Here is a 21,680-nt window from a genome sequence, read left to right on the forward strand (position 1 = left end):
TCCTCGGGGCCAACAGGGAGGCGAGAGCCGATCTGGAGGAACGTGGACCGCACGCCGGGCTCCTGCCCTGCGGCGTCCGTAGGATCGCGGCATGGGTGAACGGGTGGTCGACGCGGTGGTGATCGGGGCGGGCCATCACGGGCTGGTCGCGGCCACCCTGTTGGCCGACGCCGGCTGGGACGTCCTCGTCCTCGACGGGCGGTCCACGGCGGGGGGCGCCGTCGCGCATCGGGAGATCGACGGGTTCGTCGTCGACGAGTTCTCCTCCTGCTACCCGCTGGCCAAGGCCTCCCCCGTGCTGCGGGCGCTCGAGCTGGAGCGCCACGGCCTCGAATGGGCCGACAGGCGTCCGGCCGTGGTGCACGTCTCCTCCGCCGACGACGCGCTGGGCTCCGCCGTCGAGGCCACCCCTGAGCAGACCGCGGCGACGCTGGAGGCGGACCACCCCGGCGACGGCGAGGCGTGGCTGAGGCTCGTCTCCGGCTGGCGGCGGGTGAAGGACCCACTGCTGGCCGCGCTGCTCCGCGGCTGGCCGCCGGTCGGGGGCGCGGCGCGCCTGGCCCGGGTGCTGGGCGCGGCCGGGTTGCTGGACTTCGCGCGGTTCGCGCTCCTACCGTCGGACCGGATGGGGCGGGAGTGGTTCGGAGGGGACCGCGCCCGCGACCTCCTCGCAGGCAACGCCATGCACGCGGACGTCTCCCCGCTGGCGCCGGTCAGCGGCCTGATGGGGTTCCTCCTGGCGATGCTCGCCCAGGACGTGGGCTTCCCGGTCCCCCGCGGGGGAGCCGGGGCGTTGGCTGGGGCGTTGCTGTCGCGGGCGGCCTCCGCGGGGGCGGCGGTGCAGCTGGGCTCCCCCGTCGCAGGGGTCTCGGTCAGCGGAGGGCGGGCGGTCGGGGTGCGGCTGGAGGACGGGACGACGGTGGGGGCGCGGCGCGCGGTGGTCGCGGACGTGTCCGCCACGGCGCTGTACCGCGCGCTGCTGCCGGCCGGCTCTGTCCCAGGAGGTCTGCTCAGACGGCTGGAGCGGTTCGCGTGGGACCCACCGACGCTGAAGGTGAACCTGTTGTTGGGCGGGGCCATGCCGTGGCGGGCGTCGCGGGCGCGGGAGACCGCCGTCGTGCACGCGGGGTTGTCGTCGCGGGAACTGGTGCGCTGGCACGCCGACATCGCGGCCGGGGAGGTCCCGGACCGGGCGTTCGCCCTGGTGGGGCAGATGACCACGGCGGACCCGTCGCGTTCGCCGTCGGGCACGGAGTCGCTGTGGGCCTACACGCACCTGCCCGTGACGGGGGCCGACGGGGTGGCGCGGTCGCTGGGCACCGTCGAGGCAATGTTCGACGAGCTGGCGCCCGGGTGGCGCGACCTCGAGCAGGGTCGCTGGGTCCAGACTCCGCAGGATCTCGCGGCCGCCAACCCCAACCTCGTCGACGGCGCCCTCGGGGCGGGCACCTCGCAGCTGTTCCAACAGGGGCCGTGGCGTCCGGTGGCCGGCCTGGGCGGGCCGGCCACGCACCTCGACGGGCTCTACCTCGCCTCGGCAGGCACTCATCCCGGCGGAGGCGTTCATGGGGGCGCTGGCTTCAACGCCACAAGGGCCGCGCTGCGGGGCGCGGCGTGGTGGTCGCGGCCCGCCAGCCGGGCGACGACGCGGGCACAGCTGTGGCTGCAGCGCCGCGACCCGCCGTTCTGACCACGGGCTGGCGTCTCAGAGGGTGCGGGTGAGGATCTGCCCGTTGGCGAACTCGATCCACTCCACCTCCCGGTGGCCGCGACCCTCAAGCACGGCAAGCAGGATCCGCAGGGTGTCGCCGTGGGAGACGACGGCGAGCTCGGCGCCTGGGGCGTGAGTGTCGCGGAGGGTGGCGACGAAGGTGGTGAGCCGGGCGTGCACGTCCCGCACCGACTCGCCCCCGCCCCATCGGATCTCGCTGATGTGCTGGCCGTCCGGGACCGGTTCGGCTGTGAGCTCGTCGTAGGTGAGGCCCTCCAGCTCGCCGAGGGCCTGCTCGCGCAGGAGCGGCGTCTGGTGGGTCGGGACCCCACGAGAAGCCGCGATGGCCTCAGCCGTCTGAAGCGCGCGGAGCTGGTCCGAGGTGACGACGGCGGCCAGCGGGGCGTCGGCGAGCGCGAGGGCGGCGCCGTCGGCCTGCGCCCGGCCGAGGGCGGTGAGCGGCACGTCCATCCGCTGCCCTTGGAGGCGGCGTTCCAGGTTCCAGGTGGACTGACCGTGCCTGACGAGATGCAGGATCACGGCGCCACCGCGGGTCTGTGGCGGTGCGTGGCGGATCTGGTACCGACTACGCGACCATAACTGCCGCCGACGCCGCGCGGTGGCCGCCTCACCACCCGCGACCCGCGGGACCCGGCGACGGCTCGGCCTCGCCGTCGATGAAGGGCTGCGCGCCTCCGGGCCACGCCTTGGCGTCGCGGCCGGTGATCCAGCGGTACCCGACGCTCACCCGTCCGGACTCCCGCTCGATCCCGGGGACATCAGGGCGCGCATCGCTTCCCACCATCACCACATTGCCGAAGCGTTTCCCCTTGTGGACTACCGGTTCCGCGCCCAGGAAGAGGTGCGGCCAACGCTCGGCGAGCCCGCCGGCCAGCCGCTTGCCCCAGGCGAACGGCGCGCGGTCGGTGACGTTGTAGATCACCACGGCCTCGTTGCGGGCCACCCGACGGAGCTCGTCGAGGCACTCGACGGTGGCGAGTTCGCCCGGCACCTGGGCGCCGTCGAACGCGTCGACAACGATCACGTCCGCCCAGGCGTCCGGCATGGCTCGCAGTCCAGCGCGGCCGTCGATGTCGCGGACCTTGATCCCTGAGCGGGGCGACAGCGGGAGCTTGCGGCGGACCTCCTCCGTGAGCTCCGCGTCCGGCTCGCACACCACCTGCGCCGTGCCCGGCCGGCGCCACGCGACCCACCGCGGAATCGACATGCCCGCGCCTCCCAGGTGGACGATGCGGAGCCGGCGGCCGACGGGGGCGTCGAGGACGGTGTGGTCCAGAACCATCGCGATGTGCTGGACATATTCGAAGGCAAGGAAGTCCGGCCGGGCCGGATTCACCCACGATTGCGACGTCGGGCCGAACCGCACCCAGAACGCGCCGGGAGTGTCGCGGTCAGGGATGAGGCGGTCCACGGGGGGAGCCTAGCCCGCGTAGACTCCCGCACGCCATGAGCCTCTCCCGCCGCATCCTCGCCCTCGCCGTGCCCGCGTTCGCCGCCCTGGTCGCGCAACCGCTGATGATGCTGGCCGACACGTGGATCGTCGGCACGCTCGGCACCATCCCCCTGGCTGGCCTCGGCATCGGCTCGGGCCTCCTCACCACCGTCACCGGGTTGATGATCTTCCTGGCCTACGGGTCGACGGCGGTGGTCGCCCGGCAGATCGGCGCCGGTCAGCGGTCCCACGGCATCGGGCTCGGGGTGCAGGCGATGTGGCTGGCCGGGCTGATCGGACTGACCGTTGGCGCCGCGGTGTGGGCGACGGCCCCCTGGTTGGCCTCGGCGCTAGGCGCCGCCGGCGACATCCACACCCAGGCGGTCAGCTACCTGCGCTGGTCCATCCCCGGCCTTCCCGGGATGCTGGTGATGCTCGCCGCGACAGGCACGTTCCGCGGTCTCGCGGACGCCCGCACGCCGCTGATCCTGTCCATCGGCAGCGCGATCCTCAACCTGGTCCTCAACGTGGCGCTGGTGTTCGGCGCGGGGATGGGGATCGCCGGCGCCGCGCTCGGCACTGCGCTCGCCGAGGTGGCCCTGGGCACGACGGCGGCTGCCCTGGTCGCGGTGCAGGCCCGTCGCGCCGGGGCCCGGTTGCGCCCGTCGTGGGCGGAGATGATGGGCAGCCTCGCAGTCGGGGTTCCGCTGCTGCTGCGGACCGTCACGCTGAGGATCGCGCTGCTGATCACCACGTATGTCGCGGCCGCGCAGGGCGCCGCCGGACTGGCTGCCCACCACATCGTCATGCAGGTGTGGGGGCTGATGGCCTACGCGCTCGACGCCCTGGCCATCGCCGGGCAGACCATCATCGGCACCGCCCTGGGCGCCGGCGACGCCCGCGAGGCCCGCTCGTCGACCCGGCTGATGACCTGGTGGTCGGTGGGCGGGGGCGCGGTGATCGGGCTGGTCGCGTTGCTGCTGCGCCACCCCGTGGCCTCGTTCTTCTCCCCCGACGACGAGGTCAACGCCCTGGTGGCCCGGTTGCTGGTCATCGTGGCGGGGGCGCTGCCGCTGGCCGGCTTCGTGTACCTGCTCGACGGGGTGCTGATCGGGGCGGGCGACGGTCGCTACCTGGCGATCGCGGGCGTCCTGACCCTGGTGGTCTACGCGCCGGTCGCGCTGTTCGGGCTGACGCTGCCCGCCGGGGAGCCGGGGCTGACGTGGCTGTGGGTGTCGTTCAGCGTGGTGTTCATGGGCGCACGGGCGGTCACTCTGGGGCTGCGGGCGCGCGGCGACCACTGGATCCGCCTCGGCGGCTGACCGCGCTCAGGCGTCGGCCCGGTCGGGGATGGGGATGGAGGTCGCCGCCCAGCTGGCCAGCAGCTGGAGCGCGTGCTCGGAGGCCGAGCCCGGCTCCGCCGCGTAGACCGTCATTCCCACTCCCCCGCCAGTGCGGAGATCGACCGTCTCGTAGGCGAGGTGGAGGTCACCGACCACCGGATGGTGGAAGTGTTTGGTGCCGGAGGCATGGATGCGCACGTCATGGGCGCTCCACCGTCGGCGGAACTCCTCGCTGCGCGTGGACAGCTCACCGACCAGCTCGTGGAGCTTGCGGTCGCGGGGGTCGCGGCCGGCCTCCGTGCGCAGGTTGGCCACCGTGATGTCGGCGAAGTAGTCCCAGTCCGGGTAGAACCGGCGGGCGGCCTCGTCGAGGAAGGTGAACCGGGCGAAGTTGGGCCGTGGATCCTTGAGCAGGTCCGAGTAGAGCGCCCGCCCGAGGTGGTTGGCGGCCAGCAGGTCCCCGCGACCGTTCCCGATTGCCGCAGGCGCGTCCCGCATCGCGTCGAGGATCCACTGCAGCCCGGCCGTCGGGGTCCACTGCTTGTCCGAACGACGACGCGGCCGCGCCAGCATCCCGCCGCCCTGGGCCGCCGACGCGAGGTCGAAAAGGTGCTCGCGCTCGGCGTCGTCGAGGTGCAGCGCCCGCGCGATCGCCTCCAGCACCGACGGCGACGCCCCCGCCAGCTGCCCCCGCTCCAGCTTGGAGTAGTACTCGACGCTCATCCCCGCCAGCGTCGCAACCTCGCTCCGGCGGAGCCCCGGCACCCGACGCTGCCCCGACGCGGGCACCCCGGCCTGCTGGGGGGTGATCTTGGCGCGCCGGCTGGTGAGGAACTCGCGCACTGCGTCTCGGTTGTCCATTCACCCACGGTAACGCCGCCCGTCGCACGCGAGGGATGCCCTGCTGGTACACCTCACGACAGGCCCTTTCCCAGAGGGCGCCGGGCGGGTTTCATGGGTGATGGGTGAGTGCGGGCAACGGCCCGCACCCCAGGACTACGAGGAGAACACCATGCGTGGAGTTGTGATGTACGGGCCCGGCGACGTCCGGGTCGAGGACCGCGACAGGCCGGCCATCGTCAAGCCCACCGACGCGATCCTGCGCGTCACCGCGTCGTGCATCTGCGGCTCGGACCTGTGGCCCTACCGCGGCATCGAGCACCAGGACGGGCCCACTCCGATGGGACACGAGTACGTCGGCGTGGTCGAGGAGGTGGGCAGCGACGTGCGCACGGTGAAGCCGGGCGACTTCGTCGTCGGCTCCTTCTTCGCCTCCGACAACACCTGCGAGATCTGCGCCGCGGGCTACCACACCCACTGCGTGCAGCGCGAGGCCGCCGCGTCGACGGGGGGCCAGGCCGAGTTCTTGCGCGTCCCGCTGACTGATGGCACCCTCGTCGCCACCCCCGGCATGCCCGACGACGACCTCGTCCCCTCCCTGCTGGCCGCCTCCGACGTGCTGGGGACCGGCTGGTTCGCGGCTGTCGCGGCGGAGGCCGGGCCGGGCAAGACTGTCGCGGTGGTGGGCGACGGCGCGGTCGGGCTCCTGGGCATCCTGGCCGCGAATCAGTTGGGCGCGGAGCGGATCATCGCGATGAGCCGCCACGCGGACCGGCAGGCGCTGGCGCGCGAGTTCGGAGCCACGGACATCGTCGAGGAGCGCGGCGACGAGGGGGTGGCCCGGATCAAGGAGCTCACCGGCGGGCTGGGCGCGCATTCCACCATCGAGGCGGTGGGTACGCAGGAGTCGATGATGCAGGCCATCCGGGCCACGCGCGCAGGTGGGCATGTGGGGTACGTGGGTGTCGCGCACGACGTGACCCTCTCGGGGATGGACCTGTTCTTCTCCGGTGTCCACCTGCACGGCGGCCCTGCGCCGGTGCGTCGCTTCCTGCCCGAGTTGATCGACCTGATCTGGCGGCGTGAGATCGACCCGGGCAAGGTCTTTGACCTGACGCTCCCCCTGGATCGCGCGGCGGAGGGCTACACCGCGATGGACGAGCGCACCGCCATCAAGGTGCTGCTGACTCCTCCTGCTGGCTGAGGAGCCGCGCAGTGGCCTCCCCGCCGCTGGCTTGAGGGCGGCGGGTAGCGTCGGAGCATGCGACGACTCGCCCCAGCCGCCCTTGCGCTCGCCGGACTCGCCGCCTGTTCGGGCCCGGCCGAGACCCCCACGCCGACGTCCGCGCCCAGCCTGGGCACGGCCTCATCCCCTGGTCCCATCTCCTCCCCGACAACGCCCGCGACGGAGAGCGCCGTTCCGGAGACGCACGAGTTCACCGTCGTGGAGCACGAGCAGTTCGACGAGCCGTGGGCCCTGGCGTTCCTCCCCGGCACCGGCACCATGGCCGTCACCGAGCGCGGAGGCACCCTCAAACTCCGCGACCCCGACGGCAAGGTCCGCGAGGTCTCCGGCGTGCCCGAAGTGGTCGTCGCAGGCCAGGGAGGCCTCGGCGACCTCGTCCCCGGCCCCCCCTTCGCCGACGACGGCACCGTCTACCTCTCCTGGGTGGAGCGGGGAGACGGCGGCACCGGCGCCGTCGTGGGGCGCGCCCGGCTGGACGTCGAGGCGGCCACCCTCACCGCCCTCGACACCATCTGGGAGCAGACCCCGAAGGTGGACGGCGACGGCCACTTCTCGCACCGCCTGCTGATTCAGGACGAGCACCTGTTCGTCAGTTCCGGAGACCGCCAGAAGTTCGATCCCGCCCAGGCGATGGACGGCAACCTCGGAAAGATCGCGCGCCTCACCCTCGACGGGGACCCTGCGCCTGACAACCCGTGGGCCACCGATGGTGGTGTCGCGGCGCAGTTCTGGAGCATCGGCCACCGCAACCCGTTGGGGCTGGCGGTCGACGGCGAGGGCCGGCTCTGGGCCTCGGAGATGGGTCCCCAGGGCGGCGACGAACTCAACCTCATCGTCGCGGGGGCCAACTACGGCTGGCCGGAGGCCTCCAACGGGTCGCACTACGGCGGCGGGGAGATCCCCGATCACGCCGACGGCGACGGGTTCGAGCCCCCGAAGGCGTTCTGGACGCCGAGCATCTCGCCTGGTTCGCTGATGATCTACACCGGTGACCTGTTCCCCGCCTGGAAGGGCGACGCCTTCCTCGGCGCGCTGTCCGGGGAGGCGCTCGTGCGGGTGGATCTCGACGGCGAGGCGGCGAGCCCGGCGGAGAACTGGCCCATGGGTGCCCGCATCAGGGCGGTGGCGGAGGCACCGGACGGGGCGATCTGGCTGGTGCAGGACGGTTCCAGGGGACGGCTGCTCGAGCTCCGGCCCGCCTAGCCGCCCACCGCGGAGGAGGGTCCCCAGTGCGGGGCATCACGCTCAAGTCAGCCGAGGGAGGGTGTCACTACGGGCACGGTTCCGCGGGTCGGGCACTCAACCCCTCACGGCTGGAGCCGTCTGGCGGCCCATCCACTGGAGGTCAGGCGGCACGAGACCCGGTCGTTGAGCCGGCTCGGCTGGCCCTGCCAGAACTCGAACTCGTCGATCCTCACCCGGTAGCCGCCCCAACCCGGGGGGCACGGCACCTCATCGACGCCCGCGAAGCGCTCCTGCGCCGCCGCGACCTTGGCCTCCAGCTCCGCCCGTGACCCCAACGTCCGCGACTGCTTCGACGCCCAGGCCCCCACCTGGCTGGCCCGAGGCCGGCTCCGGAAGTATTCCTCGTTCTCCTCGACGGTCAGCCGATCCACGTCGCCAACCGCGCGGACCTGGCGCATCAGGGTGGGCCACCACAGGTTGATCGCGGCCGACGGGGTCGCGAACAGCTCGTCGCCCTTGGGTGAGTCGTAGTGGGAGAAGAACACCAGCCCCGACGGCGACGCCTCCTTCAGGAGCAGCACCCGGCTGCGCGGCCGGCCGTCCAGGCCGACGGTGGACACCGTCATGGCCGTCGGCTCGGCCTCGTCGGAGGCCAACGCGTCCGCGATCCACGAGTCCAGGAAGGCCCACGGGTCGAACGAGCCCAGGTCTGAGGGGAGGCCCTCGCCGGAGTAGTCGCGCCTGACGTCTCGGAGTGTGGCATCCATGCTCTCATCAAACCAGCGACCAGGGGAGCCCGGACCCTGGGGTGCCAGGAAGGGCGGCCAGGACCCACCGCCGGGCCGCCGAGGCGCACAACTCGCCCCGTCACCTGCTCACTGGGGATATCGTCGACGCAAGGAGGCCCTCCATGAGCTACGACATCCTCGTCTTCGATCCCGCCTCGGTCCCCCGCGACATCGAGCCGTTCCTCGCCTGGACCGAAGGCCTCGGCTACGGCGGCGCCGGCCTGGATCTCGACGACCCCGAGAACGGCACCTTCGCGCTGCGCAGCTGGTTCTCGGACTTCGCCGAGAGCTTCCCGCCCGTCAACGGTCCGCTGGCCGACGCCGACGACGGCACCACCACCTACCGGTGCGGCCCGTCGTTCACGATGGCGCTCTGCCCCGACGGGGAGGCGAACAAGGCCGTGGAGGCCGGCCGGAACCTGGCCCGGAAGCACGGGGTGGGATTCTTCGACCCCAACACCGACGACGACCCGATCTACCCCGCCGAACAGCCCTGACCTCCGCAGTCAGAGTCGGAGGGGACCCCGGTCTGACGGCCGTGCTGCTGGCCGGGAGTACCCTTTTCCCCATGGCCTACGACGAGATGCGGATCGGCGATCAGGAGCGCGACGAGGCCGTCGAGCTGCTCCAGGAGCACATGTCCGAGGGCCGCCTGACCTCCGACGAGTTCGGCGAGCGCATGTCCAAGGCCCTCGAAGCGAGGACCCTGCGAGACCTGACCGTCCTCTTCACGGACCTCCCCGGGCGCAGGCCCGGCCAGCAGCACGAGCAGGTGATGCCGTTCGGCGACCCCGCCTGGAGCACGCCCGCCCCACCACCCACCTACGGCGCCGAGGCCCGGCCGCACCGCGCCGCCCACCCGCATCACGGCGTCGGCAAACCCTGGTACACGCAGTGGTGGATCTTCGTGCTGGCCATCATTCTCACGTCCATGACGGGCGGCCGGATGGGTTTCCTCATCCCCGCCGTCGCCATCTGGATCTTCGTGATCGCCCCCGCGATGGACAGGGAGCGGCAGCGGCGCCAGCAGGCGGTCGCTGCGCCGCCACGGCCGCTGACGTTCTACGAACGCGAGGAACTGCTGGACGAGATCCGCTCCGGCCGCCCCATCACCGCCATCAAGCGGTACCGGGAGCTGACCGGAGCGGACCTCTACACCGCGAAGATGACCGTCGAGGCCCTGCGCCGCGAGATCGGCCGCTGAGGTCTCCGGAACCGGTCGGGGTCAGACCATCGAGATGGCGTCGCCCACCCGGTCGAACCGCACCGTCTGGCCGTCGTGGATCTCCCCGGACAGCAGCCCGCGGGCCAACTGGTCCTCGATGGTGGTCTGCACCAGCCGACGGAGCGGCCGCGCACCGTAGACGGGGTCGAAGCCCACGTCGCCCAGCCACTGCTGCGCCGCCTCCGACACGTCGATCGAGATCCGCCGCGACTCCAGCCGGCGATTGAGCCTCGAGATCTGGATGTCGACGATGCGGCCCAGCTCCTCGGGGGTCAGCGCGTCGAACAGCACCACATCGTCGAGCCGGTTGAGGAACTCCGGACGGAACGCCTGCCGCACCACACCCATCACGGCGGTGCGCTTCTCCTCCCGCGACAACTGCTGGTCCGCCATGAACTGCGACCCCAGGTTGGAGGTCATGATCAGCAGCGTGTTGCGGAAGTCCACCGTGCGGCCCTGGCCGTCGGTGAGGCGGCCGTCGTCGAGGACCTGGAGCAGGATGTTGAACAGGTCCGGGTGGGCCTTCTCCACCTCGTCGAGCAGCACCACGGAGTAGGGCCGACGGCGGACGGCCTCGGTGAGCTGGCCGCCCTCCTCGTAGCCGATGTAGCCGGGAGGGGCGCCGACGAGGCGGGCCACGGAGTGCTTCTCCGAGTACTCGCTCATGTCGATGCGCACCAGCGCGGTCTCGTCGTCGAAGAGGAAGTCCGCGAGCGACTTCGCGAGCTCCGTCTTGCCCACGCCGGTGGGGCCGAGGAACAGGAACGAGCCGGTGGGCCGGTTCGGGTCCGAGATGCCGGCGCGGGAGCGCCGGATGGCGTCCGAGACCGCCTTGACGGCGGGGGCCTGGCCGATCAGGCGCTCCCCGATCCGCTCCTCCATGTGGAGTAGCTTCTCGCTCTCGCCCTGCAGCATCCGCCCGACGGGGATGCCGGTCCAGGCCGCGACCACCTCGGCGATGTCGGTGGCGCCCACCTCGTCGGAGACCATCTGGGCGGTGGTATCGGCGGTCTCGGCCTCGGTGAGCTCGCGCTCGACAGTGGGAATGTCGCCGTAGAGGATCTGGGAGGCGCGGGTGAGGTCACCCTCGCGCTGCGCCTTGTCCGCCTCGACCCGGAGCTGGTCGATGCGTTCCTTGAGGTCGCCCACGCGGTTGAGCCCGCTCTTCTCCGATTCCCACCGCGCCTCCAGTCCGCGCAGCTTCTCCTGCGCGTCTGCCAGCTCGGCGCGCAGCGCCGCCAGCCGTTCCTTCGACGCCTCGTCCTCCTCCTTCTCCAGGTGGAAGGTCTGCATGGTCATCCGGTCCACGTCGCGGCGCAGCATGTCGATCTCCTCCGGGGAGGAGTCGATCTCCATCCGCAGCCGGGAGGCCGCCTCGTCGACCAGGTCGATGGCCTTGTCAGGCAGCTGTCGCGACGTGATGTAGCGGTCAGACAGTGATGCGGCGGCCACCAGCGCCGAGTCCGTGATCCGCACCTTGTGGTGCGCCTCGTAGCGTTCGCGCAGCCCGCGCAGGATCGCGACGGTGTCGTCGACAGACGGCTCGCCGACGTAGACCTGCTGGAAGCGTCGCTCCAGGGCCGGGTCCTTCTCGATCCGCTCGCGGTACTCGTCGAGCGTGGTGGCGCCGATCATCCGCAGCTCGCCGCGGGCCAGCATGGGCTTGAGCATGTTGCCGGCATCCATCGCGCCCTCGCCCGAGGCCCCGGCGCCGACGACAGTGTGGAGCTCGTCGATGAAGGTGACGATCTGCCCCTCCGCCTCGCGGATCTCGGAGAGGACGGCCTTCAGCCGCTCCTCGAACTCGCCGCGATACTTGGCGCCGGCCACCATGGACGCCAGGTCCAGCGAGACCAGACGTCGGCCCTTGAGGGAATCAGGCACGTCTCCGGCCACGAGCCGCTGCGCGAGGCCCTCGACGACGGCGGTCTTGCCGACACCGGGCTCGCCGATCAGGACCGGGTTGTTCTTCGTGCGGCGGGCAAGGACCTGGACGACGCGTCGGATCTCGGAGTCGCGGCCGATGACCGGGTCCAGCTTGCCGGAGCGGGCGCGCTCGGTGAGGTCGATGGAGTACTTGTCCAGCGCGGATTCGCCGCCCTCGGACTCCGCCGAGGTCACCCGTTTGCCGCCGCGCAGCTCCGCGAACTTAGCCTGCAGCGCGTCCGTGGTGACGCCGGCGCGATCCAGGATGGTCTTGGCATCCGAGGCCACCATCGCCAGCCCGATCAGCAGGTGCTCCGTCGCGACGAAGTCGTCGCCGAGGCTGTCTGCCAGGGTCTCGGCCGAGGCGAGGACGCGCGCGAACGGACCGGACAGCGCCGGTTGGGAGACCGAGGAGCCGCTTGTGGAGGGCAGCTTCGCGATGGCCGCGGTGGCCGCCGAGTCGACCTGCGCGGGGTCGGCCCCGGCCGCTTCGAGCAGCGCGCCGACGGTGTTGTCGGGGGTGAGGAGGAGTCCGTGCAGCAGGTGCACGGGCTCGGTGTTCGGGTTGCCGTGGGTGAGGGCCTGTCGGACCGCCGCCGTGACGGCGTCGCGGGACTTCGTCGTGAGCTTTTCGGTGTTCATCAGGGTGTCTCCTAGGAGCGGTTTCAGAGTTGAGTCTACTACACTCAACCCTGATTTCCGGATTCGGTGGCACGCCCACGGCCGTGCACGAAACGCCGCTTCGATCGGGCTCCTGACACGCAGGGACACCCGATGACCGGAAGCGACGGCGTGTCGTGCCCGCTCCCCTGTTTCCGTGACGCGCCCCCAGGCTGGGCTGGGACGGGGCTGCAGCGGCGAAACCCCGCGACACTGCGGCGCGGGCCGGTAGCCTCGGACGCGTGATCAAGCGCACCGACGAAGCCCCCGAGAAGACCGCCGCCCCGGAGCCCGACCGTGTCGTCGAGCCATATGAGGAGGAGATGCCGGAGATCACCTTCGACGAAGCCCGCTTCGCCGCGCGGCCCGCGCGGCTGCGCCCCCGCGCCCGCCGTCGTCAAGGCGACGAGAGCCCCATCACCCCGCCCTTCGAGCCGTCCGGCACGAACCGTGCCTACGTCGAGTGGTTGGAGGAGCAGTCGATGCTCCACGACGCGGAGAAGGTGGCCCGGCAGCTCGCCGGCAGCCACACCATGTGGTCCAACCCCTACGCCCACCCGGACCCGCGGGCCGCCCTTCAGCGGGCCTCAGTCTGGTACACCGCCTACCCGCTGTCGCACATCACCGCACCCGGCCAGTCCTTCCTCGGGGCGCTCGGCTCGGCCGAGCTGTGGGAGGCGTTCGCCGCCGTCGGCATCGACGCCCTGCACACCGGCCCGGTCAAGCTCGCCGGCGGGCTCGACGGATGGGAGGTGACCCCCAGCGTGGACGGCCACTTCGACCGCATGTCCATGGCCATCGACCCGCTGTTCGGCACGGAGGACGAGTTCCGTGAGATGGGCGAGATGGCCACCCGCCACAACGGCACCATCATCGACGACATCGTCCCCGGCCACACCGGCAAGGGCGCCGACTTCCGGCTCGCGGAGCTCAACTACCGCGACTACCCGGGCATCTACCACATGGTCGACATCCCCGAGGTGGCGTGGCACCTGCTGCCGGACGTCCCGGAGGGGCGCGACTCCGTCAACCTCACGCCGGAGGTGGAGCGGGCGTTGGCCGACGAGGGCTACATCATCGGCGCGCTCCAACGCGTCATCTTCTACGAACCGGGCGTGAAGGAGACCAACTGGTCAGTCACGCCGCCGATCCGCGACTACAAGGGCACGCTGCGCCGCTGGGTCTACCTGCACTACTTCAAGGAGGGGCAGCCCACCATCAACTGGCTGGACCCCACCTGCGCCGGCATGCGACTGGTGATGGGTGACGCCCTGCACTCGCTGCTGGATCTGGGTTCGGGCGGACTGCGGCTGGACGCCAACGGCTTCCTGGGCGTGGAGCGCGCCGTCGACGCCCCCGCCTGGTCCGAGGGCCATCCCCTGTCCCAGGCCGCCAACCAGTTGATCGGCTCCCTGGTGCGCAAGGTGGGCGGCTTCACCTTCCAGGAACTGAACCTGGCCATGGACGACATCCAGCGCACGGGCGCCGTCGGCCCGGACCTGTCCTACGATTTCGTCACCCGACCCGCCGCCCAGGTGGCGTTGGCCACCAGCGACACCGAGTTCCTGCGCCTGGTGCTGCGCGAGGCGATGGAGATCGGCATCGACCAGGCCTCTCTCGTCCACGCGATGCAGAACCACGACGAGCTCACCTACGAACTGGTCCACTTCGCGGCCGCACACCGCGACGACCTGTACACCCTCGGCGGGGTCGACTACCGCGGCCACGACCTGGCCGAGCACATCCGCCAGACCATGCGCGACACGCTCACCGGCGACGCCGCGCCCTACAACGCGATCTTCACGCAGAACGGCATCGCGAGCACCACCGCATCCATCGTCACCGCCTCGCTCGGCATCTCGGACCTGAGCACCATCACCGACGCCGACGTCCGGCGCATCTCCGCCGCCCACCTGCTGCTCTGCATGTACAACGCGTGGCAACCGGGCGTGTTCGCGCTCTCCGGCTGGGACCTCGTCGGGGCCCTGCCCCTGGAGCGCGACGCCGTGAAGAGCCTCATCAGCAGCGGCGACACCCGCTGGATCGAGCGCGGCGCCTACGACATCCTCGGGGTCGCGCCCGAGGTGAAGAAGTCCGCCTCCGGAATGCCCAGGGCCCGCACGCTGTACGGCCCGCTGCCCGAGCAGCTCAAGCGCGACACCTCCTTCGCCTCCCGCCTGGCAGCCGTCCTCAAGGTCCGCAAGCGCAACGGCCTCGCGTCGGGTCGCCTGGTGGACGTGCCGGAGGTGGGCAACAAGGCGTTGCTGGTGCTGGTCAACGAGCTGGAGGTCGGCGCCACGCAGATCACCGCCCTCAACTTCGGGGCCGAGAAGATCGAGGCCCGCATTCAGTCCGAGGCGCTGCCATCGGGGAGGGTGTTCGACCTGAGCACCCGGCGGAAGGTGGGCACCGTCGACGATCTGGGAGGGTTCAGCGTCGAGCTGCCGGCCTTCGGCGGGTTGGCCATGATCATCCGGGACTGACCTCCCCCAGGCTCAGGACGACGGCTCCAGCCGGTGTCCTGAACCTGGGCGGCGCCGTTTCGATGGGATGTGGCCTGATTCCCGAACTACAACTCGCGCAATAGGATTCATCCATGCCATCGGACGACTGGACCTTCCTGACCAACTATGGGCATGTGCTCGTGGCGCTGTCCAAGGATCCGACGGCGCGCATGCGCGACCTCGCGGAGCAGGTGGGCATCACGGAGCGGGCGATCCAGCAGATCGTGGGCGAGCTGGTCGCGCACGGCTACGTGGTCAGAGAGAAGTCCGGCCGTCGAAACAGATACAGCCTCGCGGACAACACCTACATGCGGCACCCACTTGAAGGGAGCGTCAGCATCGCGGACTTCATCGCGACCCTCGGCACGGCCGACGACACTGCCGAGGACGGCTCCCCGACACCGGGCGCGTCCGCCCTCGACGACGCCTCCTACAAGACTGATCCTCGGCCCGGCTGAGTTGCGTCGGGCTCGCATCGGTCTAAATTTTCCGGAATTGCATTTCGTATGTTGGGTCACTACCGTTCATCACATGGACCCGCTCAGCTTCAGTGACCTGCTGTCCGCCAATCGCCGCTACGCGCGGTCGGCCCCCCGCCCGTTCGATGGGATAGCCCACGCCGGCGTCGCCGTCGTCACCTGCATGGACTCGCGGCTCGAACCGCTCGAGATGATCGGACTCACGCTCGGGGACGCCAAGATCCTGCGCACCCCTGGGGGTCATGTGACTCCGGACGCTCTCACCGGCTGCGTTCTCGCGTCCCACCTGCTCAACGTAAACCGGATCCTCGTGGTCCAGCACACCCACTGCGCCATGGCCAGCGGCGAGGACGACGCCATCCGCCAGCGCGTCCTCGACACCACGGGCACCGACCTCGGCCCTCTTACCATCGGCGCAGACCCGGACCAGCACGGGCGGATCCGCAGCGACGTCCACCTGCTGCAGCAGCACCCGCTGATCGCGGACCGGGTGACGGTCGCCGGATTCCTGTACGACGTCGAGACCAGCCTCCTGGAGCAGGTCGCGTGAGCACGCCCCCTCCCCGAGGCAACCATCCGGTGACATGGGCGCGACCGACTCATCTGGCCGGCGGTTGGCGTCCACCGGCTTGCTCGACCTGACAGAATCGACCCATGTCATCAGCCCAGTACAGGGAAGGCGCCAAGCTGGCCATCGTCGGCGCGGGCGCGGTCGGATCGTCACTGGCCTACGCGGCCCTCATCCGGGGCGTCGCCCGGCATGTCGTCCTGCACGACGTCAACGGCCCGAAGGTGCGGGCCGAGGCGCTGGACCTCGCCCACGGCGGGCAGTTCCTGCCCGAGGCGGTGATCGAGGGCTCGGACGACGTGGACATCACGCGCGGCGCTGACGTCGTCGTCGTCACGGCCGGGGCCAAGCAGAAGCCTGGCCAGACGCGGATGGACCTGGCCGGCTCGACGGTTGGGCTGATCCGCAAGCTGATTCCGCCGTTGGTCGAGCGCTCCCCCAACGCCACCTTCATCATGGTCACCAACCCCGTCGACGTCACCACCCAGGCGGCGCTGAAGATCAGCGGGCTGCCGTCGAACCGGCTGTTCGGGTCCGGCACCGTGTTGGATTCGTCGCGGCTCCGGCAATTGATCGCCACCACCTGTGATGTCGCGGTGGGCAACGTGCACGCCTACGTGTGCGGCGAGCACGGAGACACCGAGACCCCGATGTGGAGCACCGCGACCATCGGCGGCGTGCCCCTGACCGAGTGGGAACGCACGACGGGGCGGCTGGGCGCGCACGAGCGGGACGCCATCGCGCATCGAGTGGTCAACGCGGCCTACGAGGTGATCGAGGGCAAGGGAGCCACCAACTACGCCATCGGGTTGGCCGCAACGCGGATCATCGAGTCGGTGCTGCGCGATGAGCGGCGGGTGCTGCCGGTGTCGCGGATGCTGGAGGGCTGGCACGGCATCTCGGGTGTGTGCATGGCGGTGCCGACCGTGGTGGGCCGAGACGGCGCGGGCACGCAGCTGGAGCTTCCGGTGTCCGAGGACGAGTTGTCACGGCTGCGCACCAGCGCGGAACACATCCGCGCGATGTCAGAGGGGTTGGGCTTCTAGATCGGCTCGGTCGCTCGTCGCGCCACGACCCTGCACACGGTGGCGAGTCCCCTCAGTGGAGGATGGCGAGCACGTCGTGGCGCGGGCCCTCGTGGTCCGTCCAGCGGCCGATCAGCGAGCCGGCCGCGTTGTCCGGCGTGGGCACGGCCCTGATGAGCAGCCGCATGATCTCCAGCCGTTCGCCTTCACCGGGGAGCGCGCCGGTGCCGTCCGCGGTCATGGTGATCGGCAGCTGTGCGCCATGGGCGTCGCGCAGTTCGGCCTCGTGGTCCGCCTCCCGGATGATCCGCGACGCCTCGTCGACGAACACCGGGTCCGTCGCCGCGTCGTAGCAGTAGCGCAGGCCAAGCTCCGAGTGCTGCAGGGTGCCGATCGGCTTCACGCCGTCGAAGGGCGCGGCGCGCCACGTGACGGGCACGAAGTAGTACTCCCCTCCGGTGGAGATCACCATGCAGTCCAGCCCCACCTCGCCGTCGGGATCGACCAGCCTGAAGCCGGCGGCGCGCTGGAGCGTGGAGGGATCGCCGAAGAACCAGCGCTGCGTGGGCAGCCAGGCCTGGAGCAGCTCGATCTTCGACGGCGTGAGCCTGGCCCCCACGTGCAGCTCGGCGGCGGAGGTCACGATGCGGCCTCGGTGGCGTAGCGCTTGGCGGCGCGGGCCTGGGCCTTCACGCGCTCGGCGTCCCGGTCCTTCGGCGGGGCGGTGGTGACCAGCTCGTCGAGCAGGTCCGCCGTGATGTGGGCGATGGCGTGGACCGCGCGATGGAACGCCTCCTCGTTGGCCTTGCTGGGCTTGGTGACCCCCGCGACCTTGCGCACGTACTGCAGCGCCGCGGCGTTCACCTCGTCGCTGGTGGCGGGAGGCTCGAAGTTGTTCAGCGGCCGGATGTTGCGACACATGCCGTCAAGCCTACGTTCACATCCCGCCCGGGCCCACCGCCCGGGAGTCATCTGCCACGATGAGTCCATGTTGGCGCTAGCGAAGACGCGGCCGGGCCCCGGGCTGGAGCTGATCGAGCTGCCGCGTCCCACCCCGAGCCCGAACGAGGTACTCATCCGGGTCATGCGCACCGGGATCTGCGGCACCGACCTTCACATCGACGGCTGGGACGGCTGGGCGTCGCAGGTGGTGACCACCCCGCTCATCCTGGGGCATGAGTTCTGCGGCGAGATCGTGGAGTTGGGCTCGTCGGTGACAGGCCTCGAGGTGGGCCAGTTCATCTCCGGCGAGGGGCACTACGTGTGCGGGCGCTGCCGGGCCTGCCTCGCGGGGAAGCGGCACCTGTGCCGCAACACCCGGGGCATCGGGTACCGCGTCGACGGCGCCTTCTGCGAGTACTTCGCCATGCCGTCGTCGAATGTGTGGGTGCACCACACGCCGGTGGAGCCGGATGTCGCGGCGATCTTCGACCCGTTCGGCAACGCCGTCCACGCCGCCCTGCAGTTCCCGGCGCTCGCCGAGGACGTGCTGGTCAGCGGGGCCGGACCGATCGGGATCATGGCGGCGCTCGTCGCGAAGTTCCAGGGGGCGCGCAACGTGGTCATCACGGACCTCGGCGACGAGCGGCTCGCACTGGCTCGACGCGTGGGGCTGAGCAGCACCGTCAACGTCGCCCGTGAAGACCTGGCGGATGTCTACGAACGCTTCGACATGCGGGAGGGATTCGACATCGGGCTGGAGATGTCCGGATCTGGCGCGGCACTGTCGTCGATGATCGCGCACATGACCCACGGCGGCCGGATCGCGCTGCTCGGGACGCCGTCGAAGCCGCTCGAGGTGGACTTCACCACCATCATCTTCAACATGCTGACCATCCAGGGGGTCACCGGCCGGCAGATCTTCGAGACCTGGTACGCCATGAGCGCCCTGCTGCGCTCCGGGCTGGACATCTCGGGGGTCATCACGCACCGCTTCCCCGCAACGGGGTTTCGCGAGGCGTTCGATGTCGCGGCCGCGGGGCACGCCGGCAAAGTCATCCTGACCTGGGACGAGTGAGGAACACCATGGCATTCCTGGACCACATCCGCGGCGAGCTCGAACAGTTGCGCGCAGACGGGCTGTACAAGACGGAGGCGCCGCTGACCACTGCGCAGGCAGCGCACGTCGGGACACCGTCGGGCGAGGTGATCAACCTCTGCGCCAACAACTACCTGGGGCTGGCGAACTCGCCGGTGCTGATCGCCGCCGCCAAGCGCGCCTACGACAGGTGGGGCTTCGGCATGGCGTCGGTCCGCTTCATCTGTGGAACCCAGACCCTGCATCAGGAGCTCGAGGTGCGCCTGACGGCGTTCCTGCGCAGCGGGCCCGACGGTCACGACGGCTGGGACACCATCCTGTACTCGTCGTGCTTCGACGCCAACGGCGGCCTGTTCGAGACCCTCTTCGGGGCCGAGGACGCCATCATCTCCGACGAGCTCAACCACGCCTCCATCATCGACGGGGTGCGGCTGAGCAAGGCCGCCCGCTACCGGTACCGCAACCGCGACATGGCCGATCTGCGCGCCCAGCTTGAGGCGTCGCGGGGGGCACGGCACCGAGTCATCGCCACGGACGGGGTGTTCTCGATGGACGGTTTCGTCGCCCCTCTGGATGAGATCTGCGCGCTGGCCGACGAGTACGACGCGCTGGTGATGGTCGACGACTCCCACGCGGTGGGCTTCGTCGGCGAGACGGGGGCCGGGACGCCGGAGCGGTTCGGGGTCGTCGACCGCGTGGACATCCTCACCGGCACCCTCGGCAAGGCGCTCGGCGGCGCGTCGGGCGGTTACACGTCCGCGAGGCGTGAGGTGGTGGAGCTGCTGCGTCAACGGTCGCGGCCGTACCTGTTCAGCAACTCGCTGGCGCCGTCGATCGTCGCGGCCACGATCGCGTGCCTGGAGCTGCTGGAGTCGTCGTCGTCGCTGCTGGAACAGCTGGCCGAGAACACGGCGTACTTCAGGCGGCGGATGGCGGAGGAGGGCTTCGAGATCCCGGAGTCAGACCACGCGATCGTGCCGGTGATGCTCGGCGACGCGGTGCTGGCGGCGAGGATGGCCGACGAGGTCCTCGCCCGGGGCGTCTACGTGAGGGCGTTCTCGTTCCCCGTCGTACCGAGGGGTGCCGCCCGGATCCGGACCCAGATGTCGGCGGGACTGTCGCGGGCGGACTTGGATGTCGCGGTGGAGGCGTTCGTGGCGGCCCGCGCCGCCGTCGGCGGCTGACGCCTGCGTTCGCTCGCGGCGCCTGCCCTAAGTCCCGACGCCTGCCTTGGGTCCCGACGCCTGCGTTGACTCCCGGCGCCTGCCCTAAGTCCCGACGCCTGCCTTGGGTCACTTTGCGCCTGTGTTCCGTACCCCGGCCTGCGCTATAGCGCCGGCCGGGAAACTCAGCGCAGGCGCATCAGGAGGCCCGGGGCAGGGCGTTCTTGATCCCATCGCGGATGAGCGCCGCCAACTGTCGCCCGTCGTGGATTTCCTTCCACCCCCACCGAATGGGCCAGAGTCCTTGACGACGGATCTCCTGCTCGCGACGCTTCTCCCGCATCACCGCGTCCTCAGCCTTCTCCCCTGGCTTCAGGAGGCGACCGTACTTGGCCTTGCCGTCGACCTCACCGACCAGACCCAGCTCTGGCCAACCGAAATCAGTCCGAGCTACGAGGACACCGTTTTCGTCGATGACCTCGTACTGCAGCACGGGCGCGGGGACGTTCCAGCGCATCATCTGAACTCGGCTCAGCGACTCTGCCGGGGACTCAGCGCGACCGTCCGCGACGGCGATCGCGCGTTTGGCGACGGATACCCTCTGCAGCCGTGGATGCAGCCGCAGAATGCGGTGCAGCTCTGCCACGTCGGCAGATGCTCGCAACCCGGCATCTGCCGCGGCCACCCCCCACTCGAAGGGGGACAGCCGCGCAACGTCACAGATCGTTCGCTCCAGTGTGGTCCCTGGCAAGCCCTCCAACTCCGTGATGTGCTCGCGCAGCAACGCCGTGTTGCGAACTCGGAGGTGGGTTGTGCCGTCGCCGTGCCCGGGAGTTGTCCGGATCATCGTGACCACGTCCAACACGTCAGCCGGGACGGGCAGCCCATGGAGCACAGCCGCGGAAGTGTGGCTGAATACGCTCGAAGAAGCCACCTCGGGCACTGTCGCCCGGATCAGACGCAGGTGCTCGGCCTCCGGGCTCTCTTCAGAAGTCGCTGCGTAGTGACCCCGTCGAAGTCGCAGCAAGGCCCCGCTCTTCACGCGGGATCTCAGGTCGCTCGGGGTGATACCGAGGTCAAGAAGCTGTCGCGCCGTCCAGTGTTCGTTCACCCAGCTATTTGACGACGGCGGGCACCTCGTTGGCAGGGTGAATTGGTCAGTTGTGGATAAGTGGGACCAATTTCTGCGATCTACCAGGCTTGTCCACACGTGAGGGGGGCGAGCGTCGGCCGGTCATGCTGCGAAGTCCTCAGCTCAACTCGACGACCAGGTCAGCCTGCCCGGCTGGCCGCGCGAGCCGATGAGCACGTGCTCGGCCGCCGGGCCGCCTGCGTAAACTCGAGCCGCCAGAGCTACAGCGCGGGCTCCTGTACGCAACGCAGGCGGCTCCTGGACGCCAGCGATATTGCGCAGGCGTCGAATAGCACCGCAGGCGCTGAGACGGAACGCAGGCGCAGGGATGGAATGCAGGCGCTGAGACGGAACGCAGGCGGCGGCGGGCTCGGGAACGGGGCCGACTGCGGCG

At 70.6% G+C, this 21,680-nt stretch carries 20 protein-coding genes and 1 pseudogene; 12 read left to right on the top strand and 9 right to left on the bottom strand.

What is annotated here, in order from left to right; genetic code table 11:
- The first annotated feature begins 91 nt into the window (after positions 1-91).
- The gene (locus ACX1D1_RS14895) at positions 92-1,690 is read left to right on the top strand and encodes a phytoene desaturase family protein (RefSeq protein WP_459055192.1); all 1,599 of its coding nucleotides are present in this window, start codon (positions 92-94) and stop codon (positions 1,688-1,690) included.
- A gap of 15 nt (positions 1,691-1,705) precedes the next feature.
- Here ACX1D1_RS14895 and ACX1D1_RS14900 read toward each other — a convergent pair whose 3' ends face one another.
- A complete protein-coding gene (locus ACX1D1_RS14900) occupies positions 1,706-2,251 on the bottom strand; it encodes a histidine phosphatase family protein (RefSeq protein WP_459055194.1) in 546 nt (181 codons plus the stop codon).
- 88 nt (positions 2,252-2,339) lie between these two features.
- The gene (locus ACX1D1_RS14905) at positions 2,340-3,143 is read right to left on the bottom strand and encodes a spermidine synthase (protein WP_459055195.1); all 804 of its coding nucleotides are present in this window, start codon (positions 3,141-3,143) and stop codon (positions 2,340-2,342) included.
- A gap of 35 nt (positions 3,144-3,178) precedes the next feature.
- Here ACX1D1_RS14905 and ACX1D1_RS14910 point away from each other — a divergent pair, with 35 nt between their 5' ends.
- A complete protein-coding gene (locus ACX1D1_RS14910; RefSeq protein ID WP_459055196.1) occupies positions 3,179-4,486 on the top strand; it encodes an MATE family efflux transporter in 1,308 nt (435 codons plus the stop codon).
- A 6-nt stretch (positions 4,487-4,492) separates the two neighbouring features.
- On the opposite strand, the gene ACX1D1_RS14915 is transcribed toward ACX1D1_RS14910, so the two are convergent.
- Positions 4,493-5,368 carry a helix-turn-helix transcriptional regulator gene (locus tag ACX1D1_RS14915; protein WP_459055197.1) on the bottom strand — a complete coding sequence of 292 codons (876 nt, stop codon included), beginning with the start codon at positions 5,366-5,368 and terminating at the stop codon, positions 4,493-4,495.
- Positions 5,369-5,519: 151 nt separating this feature from the next.
- Here ACX1D1_RS14915 and ACX1D1_RS14920 point away from each other — a divergent pair, with 151 nt between their 5' ends.
- Both ACX1D1_RS14920 and ACX1D1_RS14925 read left to right on the top strand, forming a co-directional pair.
- Complete coding sequence (locus ACX1D1_RS14920) at positions 5,520-6,551, top strand: zinc-dependent alcohol dehydrogenase family protein (RefSeq protein ID WP_459055199.1); 1,032 nt, start codon at positions 5,520-5,522, stop codon at positions 6,549-6,551.
- 57 nt (positions 6,552-6,608) lie between these two features.
- Positions 6,609-7,796, top strand: coding sequence for a PQQ-dependent sugar dehydrogenase (locus ACX1D1_RS14925; RefSeq protein ID WP_459055201.1), 1,188 nt, complete (start codon positions 6,609-6,611; stop codon positions 7,794-7,796).
- A gap of 104 nt (positions 7,797-7,900) precedes the next feature.
- Here the strand turns inward: ACX1D1_RS14925 and pdxH are convergent, their stop codons facing one another.
- Positions 7,901-8,545: a pyridoxamine 5'-phosphate oxidase gene (gene pdxH / locus ACX1D1_RS14930; protein ID WP_459055203.1), complete on the bottom strand. Its 645-nt coding sequence runs from the start codon at positions 8,543-8,545 to the stop codon at positions 7,901-7,903.
- 143 nt (positions 8,546-8,688) lie between these two features.
- On the opposite strand from pdxH, the gene ACX1D1_RS14935 reads away from it, so the two are divergent.
- On the top strand, positions 8,689-9,063 hold the full coding sequence (locus ACX1D1_RS14935) for a hypothetical protein (protein ID WP_459055205.1): 375 nt from the start codon (positions 8,689-8,691) through the stop codon (positions 9,061-9,063).
- A 71-nt stretch (positions 9,064-9,134) separates the two neighbouring features.
- Positions 9,135-9,770, top strand: a complete 636-nt coding sequence (locus ACX1D1_RS14940) for a DUF1707 SHOCT-like domain-containing protein (protein ID WP_459055207.1) — start codon at positions 9,135-9,137, stop codon at positions 9,768-9,770.
- Between the two features lie 21 nt (positions 9,771-9,791).
- On the opposite strand, the gene clpB is transcribed toward ACX1D1_RS14940, so the two are convergent.
- A complete protein-coding gene (clpB, locus tag ACX1D1_RS14945) occupies positions 9,792-12,359 on the bottom strand; it encodes an ATP-dependent chaperone ClpB (protein ID WP_459055208.1) in 2,568 nt (855 codons plus the stop codon).
- Between the two features lie 260 nt (positions 12,360-12,619).
- Between clpB and treS the strand changes: the two genes are divergently transcribed.
- From treS to ACX1D1_RS14965, 4 genes are all read left to right on the top strand, one after another.
- Entirely contained in the window at positions 12,620-14,860 is a 2,241-nt protein-coding gene (treS, locus tag ACX1D1_RS14950; protein WP_459055209.1) for a maltose alpha-D-glucosyltransferase, read from the top strand.
- A 113-nt stretch (positions 14,861-14,973) separates the two neighbouring features.
- Positions 14,974-15,339, top strand: a complete 366-nt coding sequence (locus ACX1D1_RS14955) for a helix-turn-helix transcriptional regulator (protein WP_459055211.1) — start codon at positions 14,974-14,976, stop codon at positions 15,337-15,339.
- A 73-nt stretch (positions 15,340-15,412) separates the two neighbouring features.
- A complete protein-coding gene (locus ACX1D1_RS14960; protein ID WP_459055212.1) occupies positions 15,413-15,910 on the top strand; it encodes a beta-class carbonic anhydrase in 498 nt (165 codons plus the stop codon).
- Between the two features lie 104 nt (positions 15,911-16,014).
- Positions 16,015-16,974 (top strand): L-lactate dehydrogenase, encoded by a 960-nt coding sequence (locus ACX1D1_RS14965; protein ID WP_459055213.1) that lies wholly within the window; start codon positions 16,015-16,017, stop codon positions 16,972-16,974.
- Positions 16,975-17,026: 52 nt separating this feature from the next.
- Here ACX1D1_RS14965 and ACX1D1_RS14970 read toward each other — a convergent pair whose 3' ends face one another.
- Together ACX1D1_RS14970 and ACX1D1_RS14975 are read right to left on the bottom strand one after the other, a co-directional pair.
- A complete protein-coding gene (locus ACX1D1_RS14970; RefSeq protein ID WP_459055214.1) occupies positions 17,027-17,596 on the bottom strand; it encodes a maltokinase N-terminal cap-like domain-containing protein in 570 nt (189 codons plus the stop codon).
- Complete coding sequence (locus ACX1D1_RS14975; RefSeq protein WP_182781542.1) at positions 17,593-17,874, bottom strand: DUF2277 domain-containing protein; 282 nt, start codon at positions 17,872-17,874, stop codon at positions 17,593-17,595. The genes ACX1D1_RS14970 and ACX1D1_RS14975 overlap by 4 nt, the downstream gene beginning before the upstream one ends.
- A 67-nt stretch (positions 17,875-17,941) precedes the next feature.
- Between ACX1D1_RS14975 and tdh the strand changes: the two genes are divergently transcribed.
- Positions 17,942-18,970: an L-threonine 3-dehydrogenase, zinc-binding type gene (gene tdh / locus ACX1D1_RS14980; protein WP_459055216.1), complete on the top strand. Its 1,029-nt coding sequence runs from the start codon at positions 17,942-17,944 to the stop codon at positions 18,968-18,970.
- A gap of 8 nt (positions 18,971-18,978) precedes the next feature.
- Positions 18,979-20,175, top strand: a complete 1,197-nt coding sequence (gene kbl / locus ACX1D1_RS14985; protein ID WP_459055218.1) for a glycine C-acetyltransferase — start codon at positions 18,979-18,981, stop codon at positions 20,173-20,175.
- A 178-nt stretch (positions 20,176-20,353) separates the two neighbouring features.
- Here kbl and ACX1D1_RS14990 read toward each other — a convergent pair whose 3' ends face one another.
- Positions 20,354-21,088, bottom strand: coding sequence for a hypothetical protein (locus ACX1D1_RS14990; RefSeq protein ID WP_459056613.1), 735 nt, complete (start codon positions 21,086-21,088; stop codon positions 20,354-20,356).
- Positions 21,089-21,196: 108 nt separating this feature from the next.
- Positions 21,197-21,364 (bottom strand): annotated as a pseudogene (locus ACX1D1_RS14995) (hypothetical protein); the annotation flags it as partial.
- Positions 21,365-21,680 lie beyond the last annotated feature (316 nt).

The sequence above is a fragment of the Tessaracoccus luoxuelianae genome, from assembly GCF_054483915.1.

What these genes read in the sequence shown, in the direction of transcription:
- ACX1D1_RS14895 (WP_459055192.1), top strand. Translation starts at nt 92, where the DNA reads ATGGGTGAACGGGTGGTCGACGCGGTGGTGATCGGGGCGGGCCATCAC.
- ACX1D1_RS14910 (WP_459055196.1), top strand. Translation starts at nt 3,179, where the DNA reads ATGAGCCTCTCCCGCCGCATCCTCGCCCTCGCCGTGCCCGCGTTCGCC.
- ACX1D1_RS14915 (WP_459055197.1), bottom strand. Translation starts at nt 5,368, where the DNA reads ATGGACAACCGAGACGCAGTGCGCGAGTTCCTCACCAGCCGGCGCGCC.
- ACX1D1_RS14920 (WP_459055199.1), top strand. Translation starts at nt 5,520, where the DNA reads ATGCGTGGAGTTGTGATGTACGGGCCCGGCGACGTCCGGGTCGAGGAC.
- ACX1D1_RS14925 (WP_459055201.1), top strand. Translation starts at nt 6,609, where the DNA reads ATGCGACGACTCGCCCCAGCCGCCCTTGCGCTCGCCGGACTCGCCGCC.
- pdxH (WP_459055203.1), bottom strand. Translation starts at nt 8,545, where the DNA reads ATGGATGCCACACTCCGAGACGTCAGGCGCGACTACTCCGGCGAGGGC.
- ACX1D1_RS14935 (WP_459055205.1), top strand. Translation starts at nt 8,689, where the DNA reads ATGAGCTACGACATCCTCGTCTTCGATCCCGCCTCGGTCCCCCGCGAC.
- ACX1D1_RS14940 (WP_459055207.1), top strand. Translation starts at nt 9,135, where the DNA reads ATGGCCTACGACGAGATGCGGATCGGCGATCAGGAGCGCGACGAGGCC.
- clpB (WP_459055208.1), bottom strand. Translation starts at nt 12,359, where the DNA reads ATGAACACCGAAAAGCTCACGACGAAGTCCCGCGACGCCGTCACGGCG.
- ACX1D1_RS14955 (WP_459055211.1), top strand. Translation starts at nt 14,974, where the DNA reads ATGCCATCGGACGACTGGACCTTCCTGACCAACTATGGGCATGTGCTC.
- ACX1D1_RS14960 (WP_459055212.1), top strand. Translation starts at nt 15,413, where the DNA reads ATGGACCCGCTCAGCTTCAGTGACCTGCTGTCCGCCAATCGCCGCTAC.
- ACX1D1_RS14965 (WP_459055213.1), top strand. Translation starts at nt 16,015, where the DNA reads ATGTCATCAGCCCAGTACAGGGAAGGCGCCAAGCTGGCCATCGTCGGC.
- ACX1D1_RS14975 (WP_182781542.1), bottom strand. Translation starts at nt 17,874, where the DNA reads ATGTGTCGCAACATCCGGCCGCTGAACAACTTCGAGCCTCCCGCCACC.
- tdh (WP_459055216.1), top strand. Translation starts at nt 17,942, where the DNA reads ATGTTGGCGCTAGCGAAGACGCGGCCGGGCCCCGGGCTGGAGCTGATC.
- kbl (WP_459055218.1), top strand. Translation starts at nt 18,979, where the DNA reads ATGGCATTCCTGGACCACATCCGCGGCGAGCTCGAACAGTTGCGCGCA.